At 58.5% G+C, this 19,169-nt stretch carries 18 protein-coding genes; 9 read left to right on the forward strand and 9 right to left on the reverse strand.

Annotation, left to right across the window (positions count from 1 at the left end; genetic code table 11):
- Window positions 1-91: 91 nt before the first annotated feature.
- Window positions 92-1,534 carry a serralysin family metalloprotease gene (locus CI807_RS20175; RefSeq protein WP_095015910.1) on the forward strand — a complete coding sequence of 481 codons (1,443 nt, stop codon included), beginning with the start codon at window positions 92-94 and terminating at the stop codon, window positions 1,532-1,534.
- A gap of 35 nt (window positions 1,535-1,569) precedes the next feature.
- Here CI807_RS20175 and CI807_RS20180 read toward each other — a convergent pair whose 3' ends face one another.
- Window positions 1,570-2,616 (reverse strand): aldo/keto reductase, encoded by a 1,047-nt coding sequence (locus CI807_RS20180; protein WP_095015911.1) that lies wholly within the window; start codon window positions 2,614-2,616, stop codon window positions 1,570-1,572.
- Window positions 2,617-2,775: 159 nt separating this feature from the next.
- Here CI807_RS20180 and CI807_RS20185 point away from each other — a divergent pair, with 159 nt between their 5' ends.
- From CI807_RS20185 to CI807_RS20200, 4 genes are all read left to right on the forward strand, one after another.
- The gene (locus CI807_RS20185; RefSeq protein WP_016979424.1) at window positions 2,776-3,492 is read left to right on the forward strand and encodes a YafY family protein; all 717 of its coding nucleotides are present in this window, start codon (window positions 2,776-2,778) and stop codon (window positions 3,490-3,492) included.
- Window positions 3,493-3,544: 52 nt separating this feature from the next.
- The gene (locus CI807_RS20190) at window positions 3,545-3,880 is read left to right on the forward strand and encodes a nuclear transport factor 2 family protein (RefSeq protein WP_095015912.1); all 336 of its coding nucleotides are present in this window, start codon (window positions 3,545-3,547) and stop codon (window positions 3,878-3,880) included.
- Window positions 3,881-3,895: 15 nt separating this feature from the next.
- Window positions 3,896-4,999 carry a cell division protein ZapE gene (gene zapE, locus CI807_RS20195; protein ID WP_095015913.1) on the forward strand — a complete coding sequence of 368 codons (1,104 nt, stop codon included), beginning with the start codon at window positions 3,896-3,898 and terminating at the stop codon, window positions 4,997-4,999.
- A gap of 173 nt (window positions 5,000-5,172) precedes the next feature.
- Window positions 5,173-5,664 carry a GNAT family N-acetyltransferase gene (locus CI807_RS20200; protein ID WP_095015914.1) on the forward strand — a complete coding sequence of 164 codons (492 nt, stop codon included), beginning with the start codon at window positions 5,173-5,175 and terminating at the stop codon, window positions 5,662-5,664.
- Window positions 5,665-5,766: 102 nt separating this feature from the next.
- Here the strand turns inward: CI807_RS20200 and CI807_RS20205 are convergent, their stop codons facing one another.
- The 4 genes from CI807_RS20205 to CI807_RS31335 all read right to left on the reverse strand — a co-directional run bounded on the left by CI807_RS20205 (window position 5,767) and on the right by CI807_RS31335 (window position 10,570).
- The gene (locus tag CI807_RS20205; protein WP_095015915.1) at window positions 5,767-5,988 is read right to left on the reverse strand and encodes a hypothetical protein; all 222 of its coding nucleotides are present in this window, start codon (window positions 5,986-5,988) and stop codon (window positions 5,767-5,769) included.
- Between the two features lie 144 nt (window positions 5,989-6,132).
- On the reverse strand, window positions 6,133-8,358 hold the full coding sequence (locus tag CI807_RS20210) for a TonB-dependent siderophore receptor (RefSeq protein ID WP_095015916.1): 2,226 nt from the start codon (window positions 8,356-8,358) through the stop codon (window positions 6,133-6,135).
- 114 nt (window positions 8,359-8,472) lie between these two features.
- Window positions 8,473-10,230, reverse strand: a complete 1,758-nt coding sequence (locus CI807_RS20215) for a phosphoethanolamine transferase CptA (RefSeq protein ID WP_095015917.1) — start codon at window positions 10,228-10,230, stop codon at window positions 8,473-8,475.
- Between the two features lie 160 nt (window positions 10,231-10,390).
- The gene (locus CI807_RS31335; RefSeq protein ID WP_157742049.1) at window positions 10,391-10,570 is read right to left on the reverse strand and encodes a DUF6026 family protein; all 180 of its coding nucleotides are present in this window, start codon (window positions 10,568-10,570) and stop codon (window positions 10,391-10,393) included.
- A 269-nt stretch (window positions 10,571-10,839) separates the two neighbouring features.
- Here CI807_RS31335 and gnd point away from each other — a divergent pair, with 269 nt between their 5' ends.
- The 3 genes from gnd to CI807_RS20230 are packed head-to-tail and all read left to right on the forward strand — an operon-like array spanning window position 10,840 to window position 14,164.
- Window positions 10,840-11,823, forward strand: a complete 984-nt coding sequence (gnd, locus tag CI807_RS20220) for a phosphogluconate dehydrogenase (NAD(+)-dependent, decarboxylating) (RefSeq protein WP_021491799.1) — start codon at window positions 10,840-10,842, stop codon at window positions 11,821-11,823.
- A complete protein-coding gene (gene zwf, locus CI807_RS20225; protein WP_095015918.1) occupies window positions 11,820-13,343 on the forward strand; it encodes a glucose-6-phosphate dehydrogenase in 1,524 nt (507 codons plus the stop codon). Before gnd ends, zwf begins: the two co-directional genes overlap by 4 nt.
- Complete coding sequence (locus tag CI807_RS20230) at window positions 13,340-14,164, forward strand: Cof-type HAD-IIB family hydrolase (protein WP_016979414.1); 825 nt, start codon at window positions 13,340-13,342, stop codon at window positions 14,162-14,164. The genes zwf and CI807_RS20230 overlap by 4 nt, the downstream gene beginning before the upstream one ends.
- Before the next feature lie 59 nt (window positions 14,165-14,223).
- On the opposite strand, the gene CI807_RS20235 is transcribed toward CI807_RS20230, so the two are convergent.
- Complete coding sequence (locus CI807_RS20235) at window positions 14,224-14,484, reverse strand: hypothetical protein (protein WP_033897462.1); 261 nt, start codon at window positions 14,482-14,484, stop codon at window positions 14,224-14,226.
- Window positions 14,485-14,827: 343 nt separating this feature from the next.
- Between CI807_RS20235 and CI807_RS20240 the strand changes: the two genes are divergently transcribed.
- Window positions 14,828-16,153 carry a sigma-54 dependent transcriptional regulator gene (locus CI807_RS20240; protein WP_095015919.1) on the forward strand — a complete coding sequence of 442 codons (1,326 nt, stop codon included), beginning with the start codon at window positions 14,828-14,830 and terminating at the stop codon, window positions 16,151-16,153.
- Window positions 16,154-16,330: 177 nt separating this feature from the next.
- Here the strand turns inward: CI807_RS20240 and CI807_RS20245 are convergent, their stop codons facing one another.
- Genes CI807_RS20245 through CI807_RS20255 form a run of 3 tightly spaced genes read right to left on the reverse strand, consistent with a single transcriptional unit; the run spans window position 16,331 to window position 19,147 of the window.
- Entirely contained in the window at window positions 16,331-17,635 is a 1,305-nt protein-coding gene (locus CI807_RS20245; protein WP_016979411.1) for a hypothetical protein, read from the reverse strand.
- 49 nt (window positions 17,636-17,684) lie between these two features.
- On the reverse strand, window positions 17,685-18,428 hold the full coding sequence (locus tag CI807_RS20250) for a hypothetical protein (RefSeq protein WP_095015920.1): 744 nt from the start codon (window positions 18,426-18,428) through the stop codon (window positions 17,685-17,687).
- Window positions 18,429-18,466: 38 nt separating this feature from the next.
- Window positions 18,467-19,147 carry a C39 family peptidase gene (locus CI807_RS20255; RefSeq protein ID WP_095015921.1) on the reverse strand — a complete coding sequence of 227 codons (681 nt, stop codon included), beginning with the start codon at window positions 19,145-19,147 and terminating at the stop codon, window positions 18,467-18,469.
- Window positions 19,148-19,169: the final 22 nt, after the last annotated feature.

Raw genomic sequence — 19,169 nt, forward strand, 5'->3', positions numbered from 1 at the left:
CAACTGACGTCAAGGACAACTCCCCTAGGCCAGCTCGTAGACCAATGTCATCTTTTTTTATCACTTCAATGATTGTAAAAAGGATATTGATATGGTTATTACCAAGGCGGCTCCTACGCCCATTCCACCCAGCACCGCATTCGAACAGATGCAGGCATTCGCCCGTCGTGATGATCGCGTGCCGGGTCAAGACCTCAATGGCAAACCATCGTTGACCCACGACCAGGCGGCCGAGAAAATAAATGTCAAGGGGGTTGAGCGTTGGCCAGATCGCGACGGCGACGGCAAGGCAACCCTTAGCTATTCGTTCGCCAAATTCCCTGGCGCGACCTTCTCTTCTGCGCAGCTCATCGGTTTTAGTGAGTTCAATCAAGAGCAGAAGGCTCAGATGCGTCGGTCTCTACGGTCCTGGTCAGACGTCTCCAATGTCAACTTCACCGAGAAGGAAAATGACGGGGTGGGTGACGGGCATCTGCGGTTTGGTAACTTTCAACAAATCGAAGGGCTTGAAGCCCCGAATGGAAAGGCGGTCACCCTTTACGATCCACAGGGGCATGAACAGCAAGCCTGGTATCGAACGGGCGGTTATGACGGTCACCTGGCACCTACGGTGAACAGTCAGGGACGCAATACATTCACCCACGAGGTTGGGCATCAAATCGGCTTATACCATCCTGGAGACTATGGTGGACCCACAGCCGGGTATACGGAGGATGCCGAGTATGCCCAGGACTCTCAGGGACACTCGGTCATGAGTTATTGGGATGAGACTCACACGGGGCAGGACTTCAGAAAAAACGGAAAACAGTACTATGCCTCGGCCCCCCAAATGGACGATATCGTCGCAGCCCAGCAGCTCTACGGGCCGAATAGGCGAACCCGCAAAGGCGACACTGTCTACGGCTTTGGTTCCAACACCTGCCGTGATTATTACACGGTCAAATCAGCCGAAGATCCTCTGGTGGCTTCGATCTGGGACGGCGGTGGGCATGACACGTTGAACCTGAGCGTCTATCGCGATGATCAGAAAATCAACCTGAATGCGGGTTCCTATTCGGACGTCGGTGGCATGAAGGGCAACTTATCCATTGCGCCGGGTGTGGTCATCGAGGATGCCATCGGCGGTGTGGGTAATGATTGGGTTCTCGGTAACGAGGCTTCCAACACGCTATGGGGTGGCGCCGGTGATGATGTGATCGATGGCGGGATTGGGCAGGACACGCTTTGGGGCGGGACGGGCAAAGACATATTTTTGTTTTCTGACGCAAGCCATTCAACGTCCGATGCGCCAGATCACATCATGGATTTTCGCAGCGGCGAGGACAAGATTGACGTTTCCAGCATTCGGCTTGCCAGCGGTCAACCTGAATTGAGATTCGTCTTGGCATTCTCGGGGTGGCCAGGTGAGGCCGTACTGACTTACAACGCAAAGAAAGATGTGAGTATGCTGCAAATTGATACTACTGGCGACGCACGCCCAGATTTTAAAGTGCGCGTCAACGGTCAAGTGGGGCTCAGCGATATTGTCGCCTGATGAACTGGGCTGCCCTTGCGGGGCAGCCGAGTTATTCAGATTACCGGCGATCGCCGTGGGTCCGGGTCGTTTTCGACAGGGAAGCGCTCGGCAATGATGCCGTGCGGAACACCCAGTGGTATAGCGCTGGCGTTGTCGAGGCGGGTGACTTGCTCGGCTGACAACTGCACATTCAATGCGCCCAAGGTGCTGTCCAGTTGGGCGCGTGTGCGTGAACCCAGGATCGGGATCAGTGCGGTGGTGGAGCGGCGCGCCTTTTCCCGTAGCCAGGCGATGGCAACGTGGGTTGGGGAGGCTTCCACTTCGGCGGCGACCGCCAGCAGGGTGTCCAGCACGGCGGTTTCGCGGGCGCTGTGCTCGGCGTGCACCAGGATCCCGAGCTTGTTGGCGCGGTTGTCGTCCTGGGTGTTGCGGTACTTGCCGGTCAGGAAGCCACCGCCGAGGGGCGACCACAGTGTGGCAGCCAGGCCCAGGGCTTCGGCCATCGGCAGCAGTTCGCGGTCGGCGGTGCGCTCGACCAGGCTGTATTCCACCTGGATGCCGATGATCGGCGCAAAGTTGCGCACTTCGGCCAGCAGGTCGGCGCGGGCAATGCGCCAGGCGGGGAAGTTGGAAAGGCCGGCATAATGGATCTTGCCGGCGCGAACCAGGTCATCGAGGCCGCGCAGGATCTCTTCCATGGGCGTGACGTTGTCGCTCATGTGCGCCCAGAGCAGGTCGATGCGGTCGGTGTTCAGGCGCTTGAGGCTTTCTTCCACTGAGCGGACCAGATTCTTGCGGTTGTTGCCGAGCCTGATTGTGCCTTCATCCGACGGCTGGGTGCGCAAGGTGTATTTGGTGGCCACCACCAGGTTGTCGCGTTCGGCGGCGATAAATTCGCCCAGCAATTTTTCGGCCTGGCCGAACTGGTAGCCGTTGGCGGTATCGAGGAAGTTGCCGCCGGCTTCAAGGAAACCGTCGAAAATCTGCTTGGCTTCATCGCGTTCGGCGCCATGGCCCCAGCCCGTACCGAAATTACCGGTGCCCAAGGCCAGTTCAGATACCTGCAGACCGCTGCGGCGGCCAAAGACTTTATTGCGCATACAAGGACTCCTGAGGCAGTGATTTTTCTTACATGTTTAGCAACATGTATTTAATATGATCGCTATAATTTATTCGGTCAAGAGGCTTTTTTACTGCTGACGTTTTCTGACAGGGGGCTCTGCTAAGCTGCGGGACTTTTCCTTTTTGCGGGGATCCCCGTGTCGCGAACCACTCGTCTACTGACTTTGCTCCAGGCCCTGCGGGGCAAGAAACGTCCGGTGACGGCTGCCGTACTGGCGGCGCAGTTGGAGGTGTCCGAGCGCACGCTTTACCGTGATATTGCGGAATTAACAGCGCTGGGTGCGCCGATTTTCGGCGAGGCCGGGGTTGGGTATGTGTTGCGCAGCGGGTTGTTTTTGCCGCCCTTGATGCTGAACGCCGAGGAAACCGAGGCCATCGTGCTTGGCTTGCGTTATGTGGATCAGCGCGGTGATGACGTGCTCAGCCGCGCCGCCGCCAACGCCTTGGCAAAAATCGCCGACGTGCTCGACCCCGCCGCCCAGGAAGCGTTGCGCAACCCGACGGTTTTGCCCGGTCCGCCTGGGTTTGGTTACCCGGAGAACCGTGTGCCGCTGAATGTGTTTCGCGAGGCCATCCGCAACCAGGCCAAGCTGCATATCGATTACGCGGACGCCAGCCAGACCCAGAGCCAGCGCCTGATCTGGCCCCTGGCCCTGGGATTCCTGAATGAAGTGCGGGTGATCGTCGCCTGGTGTGAGCTGCGTGGCGCGTATCGCACCTTTCGTACCGACCGCGTGGCGAGTGCCGAGGCCCATGGCGAGCGTTATCCGGGGCGGCGCAGTGATTGGCTGCGCGGCTGGCGCAAGCTGATGGAGCAGAATGAATCCGGGCCATTCACTCCTGACAAAAACTGACACAACCCTGGCTTAGCATGGCGTCACAAATCACCAAGAAAGGAGCTGTGCCATGTCTATTCCTGAGTTGGCACCGGCCATCGTGGCCTATCTCGAAGCCGCCAATGCCCGTGATACCTCGGCTGTTGCCCGCTGTTTTGCCGACGACGCCAATGTGTTCGATGAGGGGCAGCATGAGGTCGGCACTGCTGCCATCGCGCGGTGGATGGAAGACACCGCGCGCCGTTACCAGCCAAGGGTCGAAGTGCTCAAGGTGCAACACCGCACGGGCAAAGTGTTGGTCAGCAACGTGGTGTCCGGCAATTTTCCCGGAAGCCCCTTGGAGCTGCGCTACACCTTTCGCTTGAACGAACAAGGCAAGATTTCACGGCTGGATATTTCCCTGTAGGTCATACTGGCGGGCATGACTTTCGACTCGCCCCTCGCTGCCTACCAACACGCCATCGCTCAACAAGGCTTCGTGGCCGACGACGCCCAGCGCCGCGCGGTGGAAGCGTTGCAAGCCTGCCATGAAGCGTTGCATCAAGGTCGTGCGCCCACCACGGGCGTTTATCTGTGGGGCCCGGTGGGCCGTGGCAAAACCTGGTTGATGGATCAGTTCTACCAAAGCTTGAAAGTGCCCGCACGCCGCCAGCATTTTCATCACTTTATGGGCTGGGTGCATCAGCGTCTGTTTCAACTGACCGGCACGCACGATCCTTTGCAGGCGCTTGCTCGGGAATTGAGCCGTGAGGTGCGGGTGCTGTGCTTTGACGAGCTATTCGTCAATGACATTGGTGATGCAATCATCCTGGGGCGTTTGTTTCAGGTGATGTTCGAGGAAGGCGTGGTGATGGTCTGCACCTCCAACCAACCGCCAGACCAGCTGTATGCCGAGGGTTTCAATCGCGAGCGGTTCCTACCGGGGATTGCGGCGATACAAGAGCATATGCAAGTGATTGCGGTGGATGGGGGAGAGGACCACCGTTTGCATCCGGGTATCGGTATCCAACGCTATTGGGTCAATCAGCCCTCCGCGTTGGCCGGTGTGTTCAAGCAATTGGCCGAAGGCCAGCCAGTGCGCAGTGGGCCTGTCGCAGTGGGGCATCGGTCCATCGTCGCGGTGCAATCCAGTGATACCGTACTGTGGTGTCGTTATGCTGAGCTGTGTGAGCAACCCCTGGCAGCGATGGACTTCATGCTGCTCTGCGATCGGTTCAAGGCGATCCTGCTGGGCGAGGTGCCCAACCTCAGTGCGCAAAAACGTCCAGGGCGGATTGCCCGTGGCACCGAAGACGGTGCGCAACGGGTGGAGGCGGGTGATCGCGAGTTGCCCGAATTGTCGGTGCATGATGACAGCGTGCGACGGTTTATCGCCTTGGTGGACGAGTGCTACGACCGTAAAGTGCCGTTGTTCATCGAGGCTCAGGTGCCGCTTGAGCGCCTCTATACCGAGGGTTACCTGGAATTTCCCTTCCGTCGCACTTTGAGCCGCCTGCAAGAAATGCAATTGCAGCGTTTTTCCTGAAGCGTGTGTGAACAAACCCTTGAAACGAGCAACCTCGCCCTTTTTAGGGGCACAACCTACGCGTTTTCAAACGCCTATTTGTAGTTAATCTCCTTCAGTTGGCGGTGCTCCCACGCTTACAATCATGCCCTCAAAGGGAACCGAGTCCCTTGTTGCCGTTATCGAGGAAGGAAATGGACACCCCTGACATCCTGGTGCTGCAAGCCAGCTACACCAATACCGTGCATGCCGAAGCCATCGCTTTGGTACTCAACCACTACGCCGAAGACCCTATGGGGGGCGGGCACAGCCTGGACCCGGATTTGCTGGCGCAGTTGCCAGCAGAATTGGCCAAGCGTGCGCACGCGTTCAGCGTACTGGCGTTTGTGAACGGAGAGCCGGCCGGGCTGGTGAATTGTTTTGAAGGGTTTTCCACATTTGCCTGCCGTCCGCTGGTCAACGTCCACGACGTGGTGGTGATGGATGCGTTTCGGGGGCTGGGGCTCAGCCAGAAAATGCTGCAGAAGGTCGAGGAAATCGCCCGTCAGCGCGGCTGCTGCAAAATCACCCTGGAGGTGCTGGAAGGCAATGCGGTGGCTCAGTCGGCCTATCGCAAGTTCGGTTTTGATGATTCGATATTTGATCCAGCGCACGGGCGCATGTTGTTCTGGAGCAAACCGCTTTAATAAATAACAGGCAAAAAAAGGGCGCCATTAATTAAATGGCGCCAAGTTCACCTTAGCCATAGGAGCAGGATGGTAAAGGGCCGTGCGGTTAAACCCGTTGAATCAAGTGTTCGGTTGTTGCTCGGCGGTGGATTGACCGGCCGCCTCTTTCTTCACGTTCTTCCCATCAGCCTGCGCGGTTTGTTCAGCCGTGCCGTGAGTCTTTTGCTGCATGAACGTGAAGTTGTTGTAGAACTCCTTCGAACGCTCGGAACCGCCTTCGGCAAAGGCTGCGGCGGAGGTCAGGGTCATCAGGCTGGCAAGCACTAGGGTGGAGAGTTTCATGGCAGTATTCCCATTAAGAGTGATCGGTATCCGCTCTGTCCTTGATCAGATTCATGGGGCGAGTTTGGCGTGAGTTTATTAAGTAGGAATTAACGCGAAAAACCCCCGAAGTTAACAATTTCGTTAACTTCGGGTTAAAAAGCCTTACAGCTTCCAGTCCAATGCCAGAGTGATCGAGCGCGGGTCGCCCCAATACACGCCATTATAGAAACCGACGCGCTCGTAATATTTTTTATCAAATAGATTGTTGACGTTAAGTGATGCCGAAACATGTTCGTCGAACTGGTAGCGCGACATCAGGTTGACCACGGTGTAGGCCTGTTGCGTGATTTTCGCGCGCTCGGTCACTAGCCTGTTACCGATGCGTTGCCCTGTAGGCCGGTTGCTGAATTCGTAGATATCGCTCTGCCAGTTCACCGCGCCGCCCAACGTCAGGTTGCGCCATGCCCCCGGCAATCGGTAGGCACTGGAGACCTTCACCAGGTTGAGAGGCTGCCCGGTGTTGTTGCGCTTGTCCGTGCCATTCACCGAGTGGGTATAGGTGTAGCCTGCCGTCAGGTTCCAGTCCGGCATCACTTCGCCGGCAACCTCCAGTTCAAAGCCATTGACCTTATTCCCCTTGCCGCCGGATTTGTAGTATTCCTCGCCGGTGGTCGGGTTTGGCGGTACCGAATAATCCCGTTCGGCGACGTTGTCCTGTTTGCTCCAGAAATACGCGGCCGCGACGTTCAGGCGCTCATTCAACAGACTCCCCTTGAGCCCGACCTCATAGTTGCTGCCCACCACCGGTTCCAGGTATTTGTTGCTGACGTCCTTGAGGCTCTGCGGCTTGAAGATGTCGGTATAGCTCGCGTAAACGGTGTACTCCGGCGTGATGTCGTAAAGCAGGCCGGCATAGGGCGTCCACATATCGTTGTGGGTCTGGCGGGTCTTGTTGGCCCTGAGTAGCTGATCATTGCCATCGTATTCGGGCGCCGCGCTTTCCAGCTCCCAGCTGCCATAGCGGCTTCCGAGTACCGCATGCAAGCGGTCAGTCAGACTCAGGCGAGTAGCCAGGTAGCCAGCTTTCTGTTGCTTGCTGCTGTGCTCGCCCTTGAGGCCGGTGACCGTGTCGCCGAACTTGCCGATCCCGCCCATGTATTTCCAGTCTTCGATCGTGTAGTAGCCGTCAGGAATGTTGCTGCGCATCACCGGGGACACGTCGCGTTGTGTCGCCTCGCCATACCCCATCATCAGTGCATGTTCGTGGCCCAACAAGGCGTAGCTGCCGGCGAGGTTGAGGTCGACCGCTTCCATTCTCGAGGTGCCGCGCATGTGGCTGGCCCAGGCGGTCATGCCGCTGCGGTCGTCATTGGGGAAGCCCGCGCCGCCGTAGTACACCTTGCCATCGGTGTCGCTTTGGCGATGGGTATAGGCGGCTTTCAAATGCCAGTCACCGCCGAGCCGATGATCGAGGGTGGCGAAGGTGGTCTTGTCCGTCAGCGGCCAGGAACTCCAGTGCGCCGCCATATTGGTGGAGCGGGACAGCCCCGCCTTGCCTCCCTGGCTGTTCCAGTACGGCACGGTGCCCCAGGAAGTGCCTTGGACCTGCTTGTTCTGGTAATCAAAGCCTACGGCTAAGACCGTATCGTCTGATAGGTCGCCTTCAAGGATGCCGTATCCCACCGCCCGTTGCAGCCCGTAATTGTCGCGGAAGGATTGGCTGTCCCGGTAGGCCAGTACCGTCCGCCCGCGCAGCTTGCCGTCAAATGCCAACGGACCGCCCACGTCTACGTAGCTGTAGTAGTTGTCATAGCTGCCGGCCTTGACCCCGGTTTGCGCCTGCCATTGGGCCGTCGGGCGTTTGCGCACCATATTGACCGTGGCGGAAGGGTCGCCGGCGCCGGTGGTCAAGCCCGTGGCGCCCCGCACCACTTCGATGTGGTCATAGATGATGGTGTCGGAATCGGACTTCATGTAGCCAAACGTGTTGAGCATCCCGTCAATCTGGAAGTTGCTGATGCCATAGCCACGTGAAGAGTACGAAACACGGTCGGAGTCGTTGTGCTGGACGTTGACCCCCGTGGTCTGGCGCAACACCTCGGTCAAGGTATTGAGATTGAAATCATCCATCTGCTGGCGCGTGATCACCGAGATCGATTGCGGGGTTTCCTTGACGGACAGGTTGAGGCGGGTGGCGGTACTCATGGAGCCGGTGGTGTAGGCCCCGGTGTGTTCGGTGGTGGCGCCCAGGCCTTCGGCAGTGATGCTGGTGGCACCCAGCTCCAGGGCTTTGTTTTCGGGGTCGGTTTCAGCCAGCAGAGTGGGGCTGGTGGCCACACTGAAGAGGCCGAGGGTGAGGGTCATGGAACGGGTGAAAGGCGCGAACATCGCGGAAGACTCCTTGTCGTCTTTGCGGCCTTTCCGGTCGGGAAAGGCCATGGTTCAAAGACGAAAGGACGGGAGGAACTTTAGGCTTAAACGAGAATGATTATTATCTTTCTGTTACAGCGCTGGTTTTTCCTGGAGCACAACGTCGGTTGGATTGACCTTTTTCGGCTTGATCAGGCTGAAGTCGATCAGTGGTTTCTGCTGACGCAGGTAGGGGTTGCCGATCATTTGTGGGCGGGCCGTGAAGCTGTCGCTCACCAGGCTTTTCGTGCGGTCCAGCTCTTTGAAGCTCAGCCCGGCAAGGTCCGCCCAGGTGTGAATCAACTGCGAGCTGCTGTAGGGCCGCTGTAAATCACCGGCGAAGCTCCAGTCGTGGGTTTCCCGCCATTTTGGCGAGGCATACGCCATGAAGGGAATGGTGTACATCGGCGCGGTCGGCTTGGCTTCGTTGCGCCCCAGAGTGGCGTGGCCCGCTGAGTCGAATACGTCTTCGCCATGGTCTGACAGGTATAACAGGAAGCCGTTGGGATCGGTCTTGGCGTAGTCCTTGATCAGGCTAGACACCACGAAGTCGTTGTACAGCACGGCGTTGTCGTAGCTGTTGTAGGTCGGCAGTTGATCGTCGGTCACGCCCGCCGGTACGCCCTGGCGGTCAGTGAATTTGTCGAAGGTCGGCGGGTAGCGGTACTGGTAGCTCATGTGGGTGCCCAGCAAGTGGACCACGATGAATTTACGTTCCGCAGGATCAGCCAACGCCTTGGAAAACGGTGCCAGCACATCGCCGTCGTATTGGCGGGCGTTCTGGTTGCGGTTGTTGTTCAGGTACACCTGTTCGTCGGCCTGTTCGGAGAAGGTCGTGAGCATGGTGTTGCGTTTGGTCATGGTCTGCTGGTTGGTGATCCAGTAGGTCTTGTAGCCTGCCTGTTTCATCACGCTGACAATGGATGGCGTCTTGAGGTACAGGTCAGGGTTTTCTTCGTCGGCGAAGGTCAGTACCTGTTGCAGCGCTTCGATGGTGTAGGGGCGTGGGGTGATGACGTTGTCGAACACGGCTAATTGATCGCGCAGCTTGTCCAACTCGGGCGTGGTGTTGCGCGGGTAGCCGTAGAGGCTCATGCGCTGGCGGTTGGTCGACTCGCCGATGACCAGCACCAGGGTGGAGGGCTGGCCGGCCATGGTGTCCTTCAGGTTCGTCAAGGGCGGAATCTGGCTGGCGCTGTCGAGCATGCCTTGCATGTTGTCCAACTGCTCGGTGTAGCGGCGGTAGGCGACGATCATCTGCCACGGTACGGCGGGTTCGATGCGCGATTCAAAGCGGTCGATGGCATCGTCGAGGGTGTCGCTGCGGGCGATCTGTTTGACCAGTGGGTAACCAATGATGCCCACCAGGATTGCGGTCGCCGCGATCAGTGCCTGGCCACGCGGCAGGTACACCGGGCGTACGCGAGTCCAGAGGAAAATAGCCACGGCGGTGTGGGCCATGAACGCCAGCACGATCCACCAGGCGAAGTATTGGGTCGCGTATTCGCCGGCTTCAGAGATGTTCGACTCGAACATGATGAAGATGACGCTCTGGGAAAACTCCTGCTGGTAGATGAAGAAATATCCCAGGCTGGCCATGGAACAGGCCCACAGCACGACGCCGATCAAGGCGGCAAGCAAACGCGTACGACGAGGGAATATCAGCAGCGGCGCCAGCCAGATCGCACTCATGAAGAACGCTTGGCGAAAACCACTGAAGCCGGCAGTGCCGCTGAGTTGAATCAGCAGTTGGGTAATGCCCGAGAAATACCAGAAAAACAGGAACAGCCAGCCAAGACCGGCCCAATCAAAGCCTTTCGCAGACTTGGTGCTGCGTTCGAACATCGCCATCCAGCGCTCCAACCCGGTAATTTTTCAGTCGACACGCAGGGCTGCGCGCAACAGAGGCCACCCTTGCATGGGGTGGCCCTTCGGGCGGGAGTATCGGGAGGGGCATGTGAAAACTTTGTGAGATTTGTGTAGACGTTATCTTACAAAGCGATGACAGGGCTTAGCAGAGCGCTGGCTGGGCGCCGGAAGGCTGGTCCAACTGGGCTTGGATGATGTGCGAGCGCAAGCGCAAGACTTCCTGCTGCAGCTGTTCGCGTTCGTCTTTCAACTGGCGCAGCTCATCGCGTCGAATGGTGACGTAGAGAGTCTGTGGAGGACGGGTCATCTGTGCAGTGCTCATTGCTTACCTCGCAAATAGCCGGTGTGTCGCGGTGTGCCAGAACGCTTGAGTCGAGGTTCTCGGCAGCAGTCAGGACAATTCTGAATTCTTTTTGCGGGCAATGGAACTTTTTTATTTTTGATGGTCGTGTGACTTTTTGTGCCGTGATGGTGAAATGGTGGCAGCTTTTTTCCATGAAACTACATCGATATCCACCTGACTAACCCTCATTGGCCTCATTGCGCTATAAACTATGCACACATTTTTTTAGTAGTTAGGAGCATCAGCACATGCAACTGGGGATTATCGGACTAGGCCGCATGGGCGGGAATATTGCACGGCGCCTGATGCTCAATGGGCATACCACCGTTGTTTACGACCGTAACGAAGCTTTTGTAAAAGGCTTGAGTGAAGAGGGCGCCACGGGCGTTGCTGACCTCAAGGCATTGGTGGCCGGGCTGCAGAAACCGCGCACCGTTTGGGTGATGTTGCCAGCCGGCGCACCGACCGAAGACACCATCAACGAACTGAGTACGCTGCTGGAAGACGGTGACGCAATCATCGACGGCGGCAACACCAACTACAAGGACGACGTTCGCCGGGCCAAGGCCCTGGCGGAAAAAGGCCTGCACTATGTTGACGTCGGCACCTCCGGCGGTGTCTGGGGCCTGGAACGTGGTTACTGCATGATGATCGGTGGCGACGCCGAGACCGTGCAGCGCCTCGACCCGATCTTCAAGAGTCTGGCCCCGGGCCTGGGTAATATCCCGCGTACCAAGGATCGTTCAGACAGCGCTGACCCGCGCGCCGAACAGGGCTACATTCACGCCGGCCCTGCGGGTTCCGGGCACTTCGTCAAGATGATCCACAACGGCATCGAATACGGGATGATGCAGGCGTTTGCCGAAGGGTTTGACATTCTCAAGACCAAAAATTCGGAAAACCTACCGGAAGACCAGCGCTTCGACCTGAATGTGGCCGATATCGCTGAAGTCTGGCGCCGTGGCAGCGTGGTCTCGTCCTGGCTGCTGGACCTGACCGCCGATGCGCTGGCCACCGACCCGAAACTCGACGGTTACTCCGGCTCCGTGGCCGACAGTGGTGAAGGCCGCTGGACCATCGAAGCCGCCATGGAACAAGCCGTGCCCGTACCGGTACTGTCCACCTCGCTGTTCGCACGCTTCCGCTCGCGCCAGCAAAGCACCTACGGTGACAAAATGCTGTCTGCCATGCGCTTCGGCTTTGGCGGCCACGTGGAGACTTCCAAAAAATGACCGCCAACGGCAAGAAACCCAAGGCCGAACCTGCTCCGCCCACCACGCTGTTTCTGTTTGGTGCCCATGGTGATCTTGTCAAGCGCCTGCTCATGCCGGCGCTGTACAACCTCAGCCGGGATGGCCTGTTGGGCGACGGCCTGCGCATTGTCGGCGTTGATCACAACGCCATCAGTGATGCCGACTTCGCCAAGAAACTCGAAGACTTCATCCGCACCGAAGCGGCGAGCAAGGTCAAGGGCAATGGCGAAAACGCCCTGGACCCGCAGTTGTGGGCCCAGTTGGCCAAAGGCATCAGCTACGTCGAGGGTGACTTCCTCGACGACAGCACCTATGCGGACATCGGCAAGAAGATCGCCGACAGCGGCACCGGCAACGCCGTGTTTTACCTGGCCACGGCACCGCGTTTCTTCAGTGACGTGGTGCAGCGCCTTGGCAACGCCGGGCTGCTGACGGAAACTGACGACAGCTTCCGTCGTGTGGTCATCGAGAAGCCCTTCGGCTCCGACCTGGCCACCGCCGAAGCGCTGAACGCCAGCCTGCTCAAGGTGATGAGCGAGAAGCAGATCTATCGCATCGACCATTACCTGGGCAAGGAAACGGTGCAGAACATCCTGATCAGCCGTTTCTCCAACGTGCTGTTCGAAGCGTTCTGGAACAACCATTACATTGATCACGTGCAGATCACTGCGGCCGAAACCGTTGGCGTTGAAACCCGTGGCAACTTCTTCGAGAAGACCGGCACCCTGCGCGACATGGTGCCCAACCACCTGTTCCAGTTGCTGGCGATGGTCGCGATGGAACCGCCTGCTGCCTTTGGCGCCGATGCCGTACGCGGTGAAAAGGCCAAGGTGATCGGTGCGGTACGCCCTTGGTCCCTCGAAGATGCGCGGGCCAACTCAGTGCGTGGCCAGTACACCGCCGGTGAAATCGGCGGCAAGGCACTGCCGGGTTATCGCGAAGAGGCCAATGTCGCCCCGGACAGCAGCACCGAAACCTTCGTCGCCCTCAAAGTGATGATTGATAACTGGCGTTGGGTCGGCGTGCCTTTCTACCTGCGTACCGGCAAGCGCATGAGCGTGCGCGACACCGAAATCGTTATCTGCTTCAAGCCTGCACCCTACGCGCAATTCCGTGATACCGAGGTGGATGAACTCAAGCCCACCTACCTGAAAATCCAGATCCAGCCCAATGAAGGCATGTGGTTTGACCTGCTGGCGAAAAAACCTGGGCCGACCCTGGACATGGCCAATATCCAGCTGGGTTTTGCCTACAAGGACTTCTTCGAAATGCAGCCGTCGACCGGGTACGAAACCCTGATCTACGACTGTATGACCGGCGACCAGACCTTGTTCCAGCGCGCAGACAACATCGAGAACGGCTGGCGTGCGGTGCAGCCCTTCCTTGATGCCTGGAAGGAAGACGACGGGATCCAGGCCTACAAGGCCGGTGAAGATGGCCCGGCTGCGGCCGACGCCTTGCTGGCCCGTGACGGCCGCACCTGGCATAGCCTCGGATGAGTGATGCCGCGATCCATCCCATCCGTTTTATCCTCAGTGACGTGGACGGCACCTTGCTGCATCCCGATCACAGCCTCAGCCAACGCACTGCCGACGCGGTGCGGGCCTTGCGTGACAGCGGCGTGTTTTTCAGCCTGGCCAGCGGGCGTCCGCCCAAGGCCATGCTGCACCTGATCGAAACCTTCGGTATCGATGTGCCGGTGGCTGGCTTTAATGGCGGCACGCTGATCAACCCGGACGGCAGCATTCTGGTTGCTCACCATCTGCCGGCCGAAGCGGCGCTGGTCACCCTGGCGCTGTTCTCGGCAGAGCCGGATGTGGAAGTCTGGGTGTTTGCCGACGGTGACTGGCTGCGCCGCGACCCGCCAGGGCCGATGGTGCAGCGCGAGGCCGATGGCCTGGGCTACGGGCCGATTGTGGTGGAGAGTTTCGAGCCCTACCTGGATCGTGTGGACAAGATCGTCGCTGCCAGCAACAACACGCAATTACTGGTGGAGCTGGAGGCGCAGTTACAGCCCAAGGTTCAGGGGCTGGCTCAAGTATCCCGTTCGCAGCCGGTGTATCTGGACGTGACGGCGATGCTGGCCAACAAGGGCGAAGCCTTGAAAACCTTGGCGGCGTACCTGGGTGTCCCCGTGGAGCAGACGGCGGCTATCGGTGATGGCGGCAATGATCCGGCCATGTTTCACGTGGCCGGGTTGTCAATTGCCATGGGGCAGGCGGAGGAAACCGTCAAGCGCCAGGCCAACGTAGTCACCGGCAGTAATGTCGATGACGGCGCGGCAGAAGCAATCGAGCGGTTTATTCTGGCCGCTCAATAAGCGTTCTAACACTGAACTTGCGCCTCTCTAAACCGATAAGCGCAAGTTGCGGTGTTGGATTACTTCGGCATTGCCCAGGATTGCAACTGGTAGCCACTTTTATCGAGTTCGGCACGGGCCTGCAACAGCAGGTCTTCCAGTTGTGCCGGGTCGGTATAAGCGCTCGAAGACAGTTGTTTGCTGCCGATACGGTTGTTGGTGCGGTCGATGACGCTCAGGCTGAGGGCGCCATTGCCGTCATGCCAGGCCACGCACTGAAAGGGCTGGAAGGCACGGTCTGCGATCAAAAGAGCTTCGTTGATGCGGAGCGGGGCGTTCATGTGGGGTTCTCTCTCATTGCCCATTCAAGTGAGTGCCGGCGGTTGGGCTGACCGTGCGGCGGGTTACTTGTACTGATGCACGATGGCGGGGTACGGGTCACATGTTAGAGCAACTATTTTCGATGTTTAGTGATTAATGTCATGTAAGCGGCTGTTTTGAAAGCTGAATGAAAGTTTCGGCAACCCTGAACTTTTTTGCGCTAAGCGTAGCGCGATGGCTTTTTGCCCAGACTTATAGCGAAACGGTACAAGGACCGCGTCAAGACCTTGCTAGTGTTAGCGCCAGGCGTCACAAACCGTTGTTTCTAAATAACTTTAACAATTTTGACGCCAAGGAATAGTCATGGTTGTTACACCTGTGCAGCGTCGCTTGCTCGTGGTCGACCCCTGTGACGACTGCCATGGGCTATTGCCTGGTTTGCGCACCGCCGGGTGGGAGGTGGATAGCTGTACGCTGGAGGCCGTGGGCGACCGATCCTGCGATGTCGGGCTGCTGCGCCTGCAGCCCTACCACCTGGAGCGTCCGGAAGCGGTCAAGGAACTGATCGGCCGCAGCGGCACTGAATGGATCGCCGTACTCAGCCAGGACGTGCTCCGCCTGCAGAACGTGGGTGACTTCGTCTGCGAATGGTTTTTCGATTTCCATACCTTGCCCTTCGATGTGGCCCGTGTGCAGGTCACCCTGGGCCGCGCGTTCGGCATGGCGCGCCTGCGCGGCAAGGGCCATATGCCGGTGGATGAGCCCGAGCACGAGTTGCTGGGGGACAGTCGACCGATCCGCGAACTGCGCAAGTTATTGTCCAAGCTCGCACCCACCGAATCTCCGGTATTGATTCGCGGCGACAGCGGCACCGGCAAAGAACTGGTGGCCAAGACCCTGCATCGCCAATCCCAACGTCACGCCAAGCCGTTTGTGGCGATCAACTGCGGGGCGATTCCTGAACACTTGATCCAATCCGAATTGTTCGGCCATGAGAAGGGCGCCTTTACCGGCGCCCATCAGCGCAAGGTCGGGCGTATCGAAGCCGCCAACGGTGGCACGTTGTTCCTCGATGAAATCGGCGATTTACCGATGGAGTTGCAGGCCAATCTGCTGCGGTTTCTGCAGGAGAAACAAATTGAACGCGTCGGCGGCAGCCAACCGATTCCCGTGGATGTGCGGGTATTGGCGGCCACTCACGTCGACCTGGAAGCAGCGGTAGAGAAGGGCACCTTTCGCGAAGATCTGTATTACCGCCTCAATGTCCTGCAAGTGGTCACGGCGCCTTTGCGCGATCGGCATGGCGACGTTGCGATGCTGGCCAATCATTTCTCACGTTTCTACAGCCAGGAGACCGGCCGCCGCCCGCGCAGCTTCAGTGACGATGCGCTGGTTGCCATGGGTGATCATGCCTGGCCGGGTAATGTCCGCGAGCTGGCCAACCGCGTCCGTCGCGGCCTGGTACTGGCCGAAGGGCGCCAGATAGAAGCCGTTGATCTGGGATTGCATGGTCAACAGGCAATTTCGCCGCCGATGGCTACACTGGAAGACTATAAACACCGCGCCGAACGCCAGGCGCTGTGCGATGTGCTCAATCGGCACAGCGACAACCTGAGTGTCGCAGCCCGTGTACTGGGAGTTTCCCGGCCCACGTTCTACCGGTTGCTGCACAAACACCAGATCCGCTAGGGCGGGTAAACCGAAAAGCCCCGCAACGACCCTTATCGTTGCGGGGCTTTTCCTTGCTCCGAAGACCTGTAGGAGCGAGCTGGCTCGCGAAAAACGCAATGGCACCGCATTTATCCTGGCACCACGCGTCATGGTGGGGGGGCTTCGCGGGCAAGCCCGCTCCTACAGCGTTTGTGGTTAGAAGTAGTACGGGAATTTCAGACTGAACGTAAAGTCCGGCGCATCATCCGTCATGCCGATCGCCAGGTTCGGCACAATCGTCAGGTTTTCCGACGCCGCAATCGTCATGCCCACGTTGAAGTAACCGGCGTTGGCATCACTGGACACCACCGACTGCCAGTCCCCGCCATTCGGCTTGAGCTTGCTTTTACGCTGGATCAGGTCGGACACCGAGAACGACATACTCATCTTCTCGTTCAGCGCAAAGGCAACGCCGACGCCCAGTTGGAAGCTGTCGCCCAGGCTGACTTTGCCGCCGACTTTCTGGTTGACGTCACTGCTGATGTCATCAAACGACTCTTCGAAGTTGTGGGTGTAGGAGAACGAGCCGAACAGCACCGCCGGGTCGAAGGTCTTGACCAGCGAGATCCCCGGGGTGATCGACCACACACCATTACCCGTCGGCAGGTTTTCCGGTACATACAGGTTGTCGTTGGCGGTTGAGCGCACCAGTTTGATGCCGAACGGTTCTTTACCCGTCGGCGCCTTGACGCGTACCGACACCACGGCATCGGGCAGGGTGGGGGTTTCATCCAGGAACTTGTAGGCCACACCGAAGTTGACGTCGCCGATGGTCGGGTCGCGGCTCACCGATTCTTCCGAGGTGGCGTTGGCGTTGTTACCCGCACCGCCGGACTGGTAGGTCGATTCGCGGTATACCACCGGCACGTTCACGTCGAACTGCCAGCGGTTGTCGACGTTATAGCGACCGGTCAGGTCAAGCGTCCAGTTATCCGCCTTGATTCGATCCAGGTTGATATTGCCGAGGAAGATCGAGTCCAGCGCCAGGAAACCGTTCAGCGTGAGCTGGCGTGCATCGTAGCGCGCGTAGGTAATACCGGTTTCAAAGCTGAACTTGCCGTTGCCAAAGAAACCGCTGGCTTCGTTGTAGAGGTTGCTCACGCTCTGCGCCGGCGCCGAATCATCCTTGAGCGACTGGCCGTAGGAACTGCCGCCGCCGCCCGCACCACCGGATGCCGCTGCCGCACCAGTACCGGCGACGGTGGCGCCGCTGGCTTTCTGGAAGTCGGCTGGGGATTTTGCCAGGCGTTTCGGTGGCGGGGCTGCCGGTTGATCCTCCACCTGACGCACCCGTTGCTCCAACACTGCCAAGGCTTTTTGCTGCACTTCGTACCGCTGCTTGAGTTCCAGAAGCTCCTGTTTGAGGGTCTCGATATCGGCATCTGGCGCGGCATACAGAACGGATGCGGGCAAGAGCGTACTTAAACAGACCACCGCACGTAGCGATAACGATCGATGCATGAAATAAGCCGTCCTTTTCTAATGCGTAAGTGTCGAGGGTCAGCGTAGTTCAATAACCGAGAGTGCGTAGGCCTTTGAGTTGATCCAGATTGCAATTCAATGCCGGGTTGTTCAGCCCGTTATTCATCACCACATTGAGTTGGGTCATGTTGCTGACGAAGTTTCTGTCACCCGTCAAGACGGTGCCTTGCAGCACCTGGCCGCCGCCAATCTGCTGGAGGCTATTGCCTTGGTTGTGGTTGCCCTGAATCGCCATCTGCAAGCCGCCATTGTTGGCCGATACGCTCACACGGCCTGCGGCGCTGTCACCGGTGACGGTGCCGCCGGCAACCAGTACTTTTCCGGATTGCACAGCGTTGGAGGGCGCGAAGCCGTTCTCGGTGACGTTAATGCCGACATTGTTGTAGGCGGTGTTGCCGTCGCCGGCGGTGCGCACGCTTTGGGTCACGCCTGTGCCTGAGCCCAGGCCGGCGCCTCCGCTGACATTACCGGTGCCAGTATTGGGGTTGGTGCCCGTGCCTGTCGAACCGGTGGTCTGCACGTAAAATTGAGGGGTGATGGTGGAAGAGTCGACTTGCATGCTGGCCTTGCCAGTGATGGTGTCACCCACGGCGTTGGTCCAGGTGCTGCTCATGACAATACCGAAGCTGATAATCCGCCCCGGCATCACATAACGGCCGCGCAGCTCGGCCATTTCCGAGTCCTTGAGTTCGATCGGCTTGAACGCCGATGAAGCATAAGCGGGCATTGAGGCTGCCAGACACAAGACCGTCAGCCAACGGGAAGTGTTCATCTTCTGCTCCTGGAGCGTCCTGCCCCTTATTGCGCTTCTTAGAAGAAGTCGCTCTGGATGAAACCGAAGTCCATCAGCTCGGCATCGCCGACAGGCCTGAACTCATTCAACTGGTTCTTGGCGGTCAGTGGCATGGGTGGGGCGAGCAGGGCGTTGGCCTTGTCGTAACCTTCACCCAGCACGGCGAAGACGATGCCATTCCAACCTTTGATGAAGTCGTCATGTGAATAGCGTTTGTGGCCCAGTACTGGGTCGCCGATATAGACCCAATCCTTGTCCGCGCGCTGAAGTACCACGAAGTGCTTGTAGCCACGAATCTCCAACAGCACCACCACAGGGATTTTCACGGTCACCAGGGTGTCTGGCCCGATCTTGTAGCCCCGGGCACGCATGCCGATGCTTTCGAGGTAGCGCTTCATGTCCAGCATGGAAAAGCCCTGGGTGCGTACCAGGTCCTGGTCTGCATTGACCAGCATGCCTTTGATCACGTGAGCTTCGTCGACGTCCAGCCAATAACCCTGGCGCAGGATGGTGGCGAGTGCCGCAGCACCGCAGCTGAAATCGGTTTTCTGTTCCACCAGGTTGGCGAACCGGCGTTCACGGATGCTCTCGACCTTCTTGTAGATGACTGCACCGCCAGGCATGGCGGAGATCGCCATGGTGCCTGCCCAGGTCGGGCCGGTGAGCAGCATCAAGAGGGTGAGGGTCGCGAGGCGCATGATCGTCTGACCTGATGGACAC

The sequence above is a fragment of the Pseudomonas sp. NS1(2017) genome (genome assembly GCF_002269425.1).
Taxonomy (GTDB): Bacteria; Pseudomonadota; Gammaproteobacteria; order Pseudomonadales; family Pseudomonadaceae; genus Aquipseudomonas; species Aquipseudomonas reactans.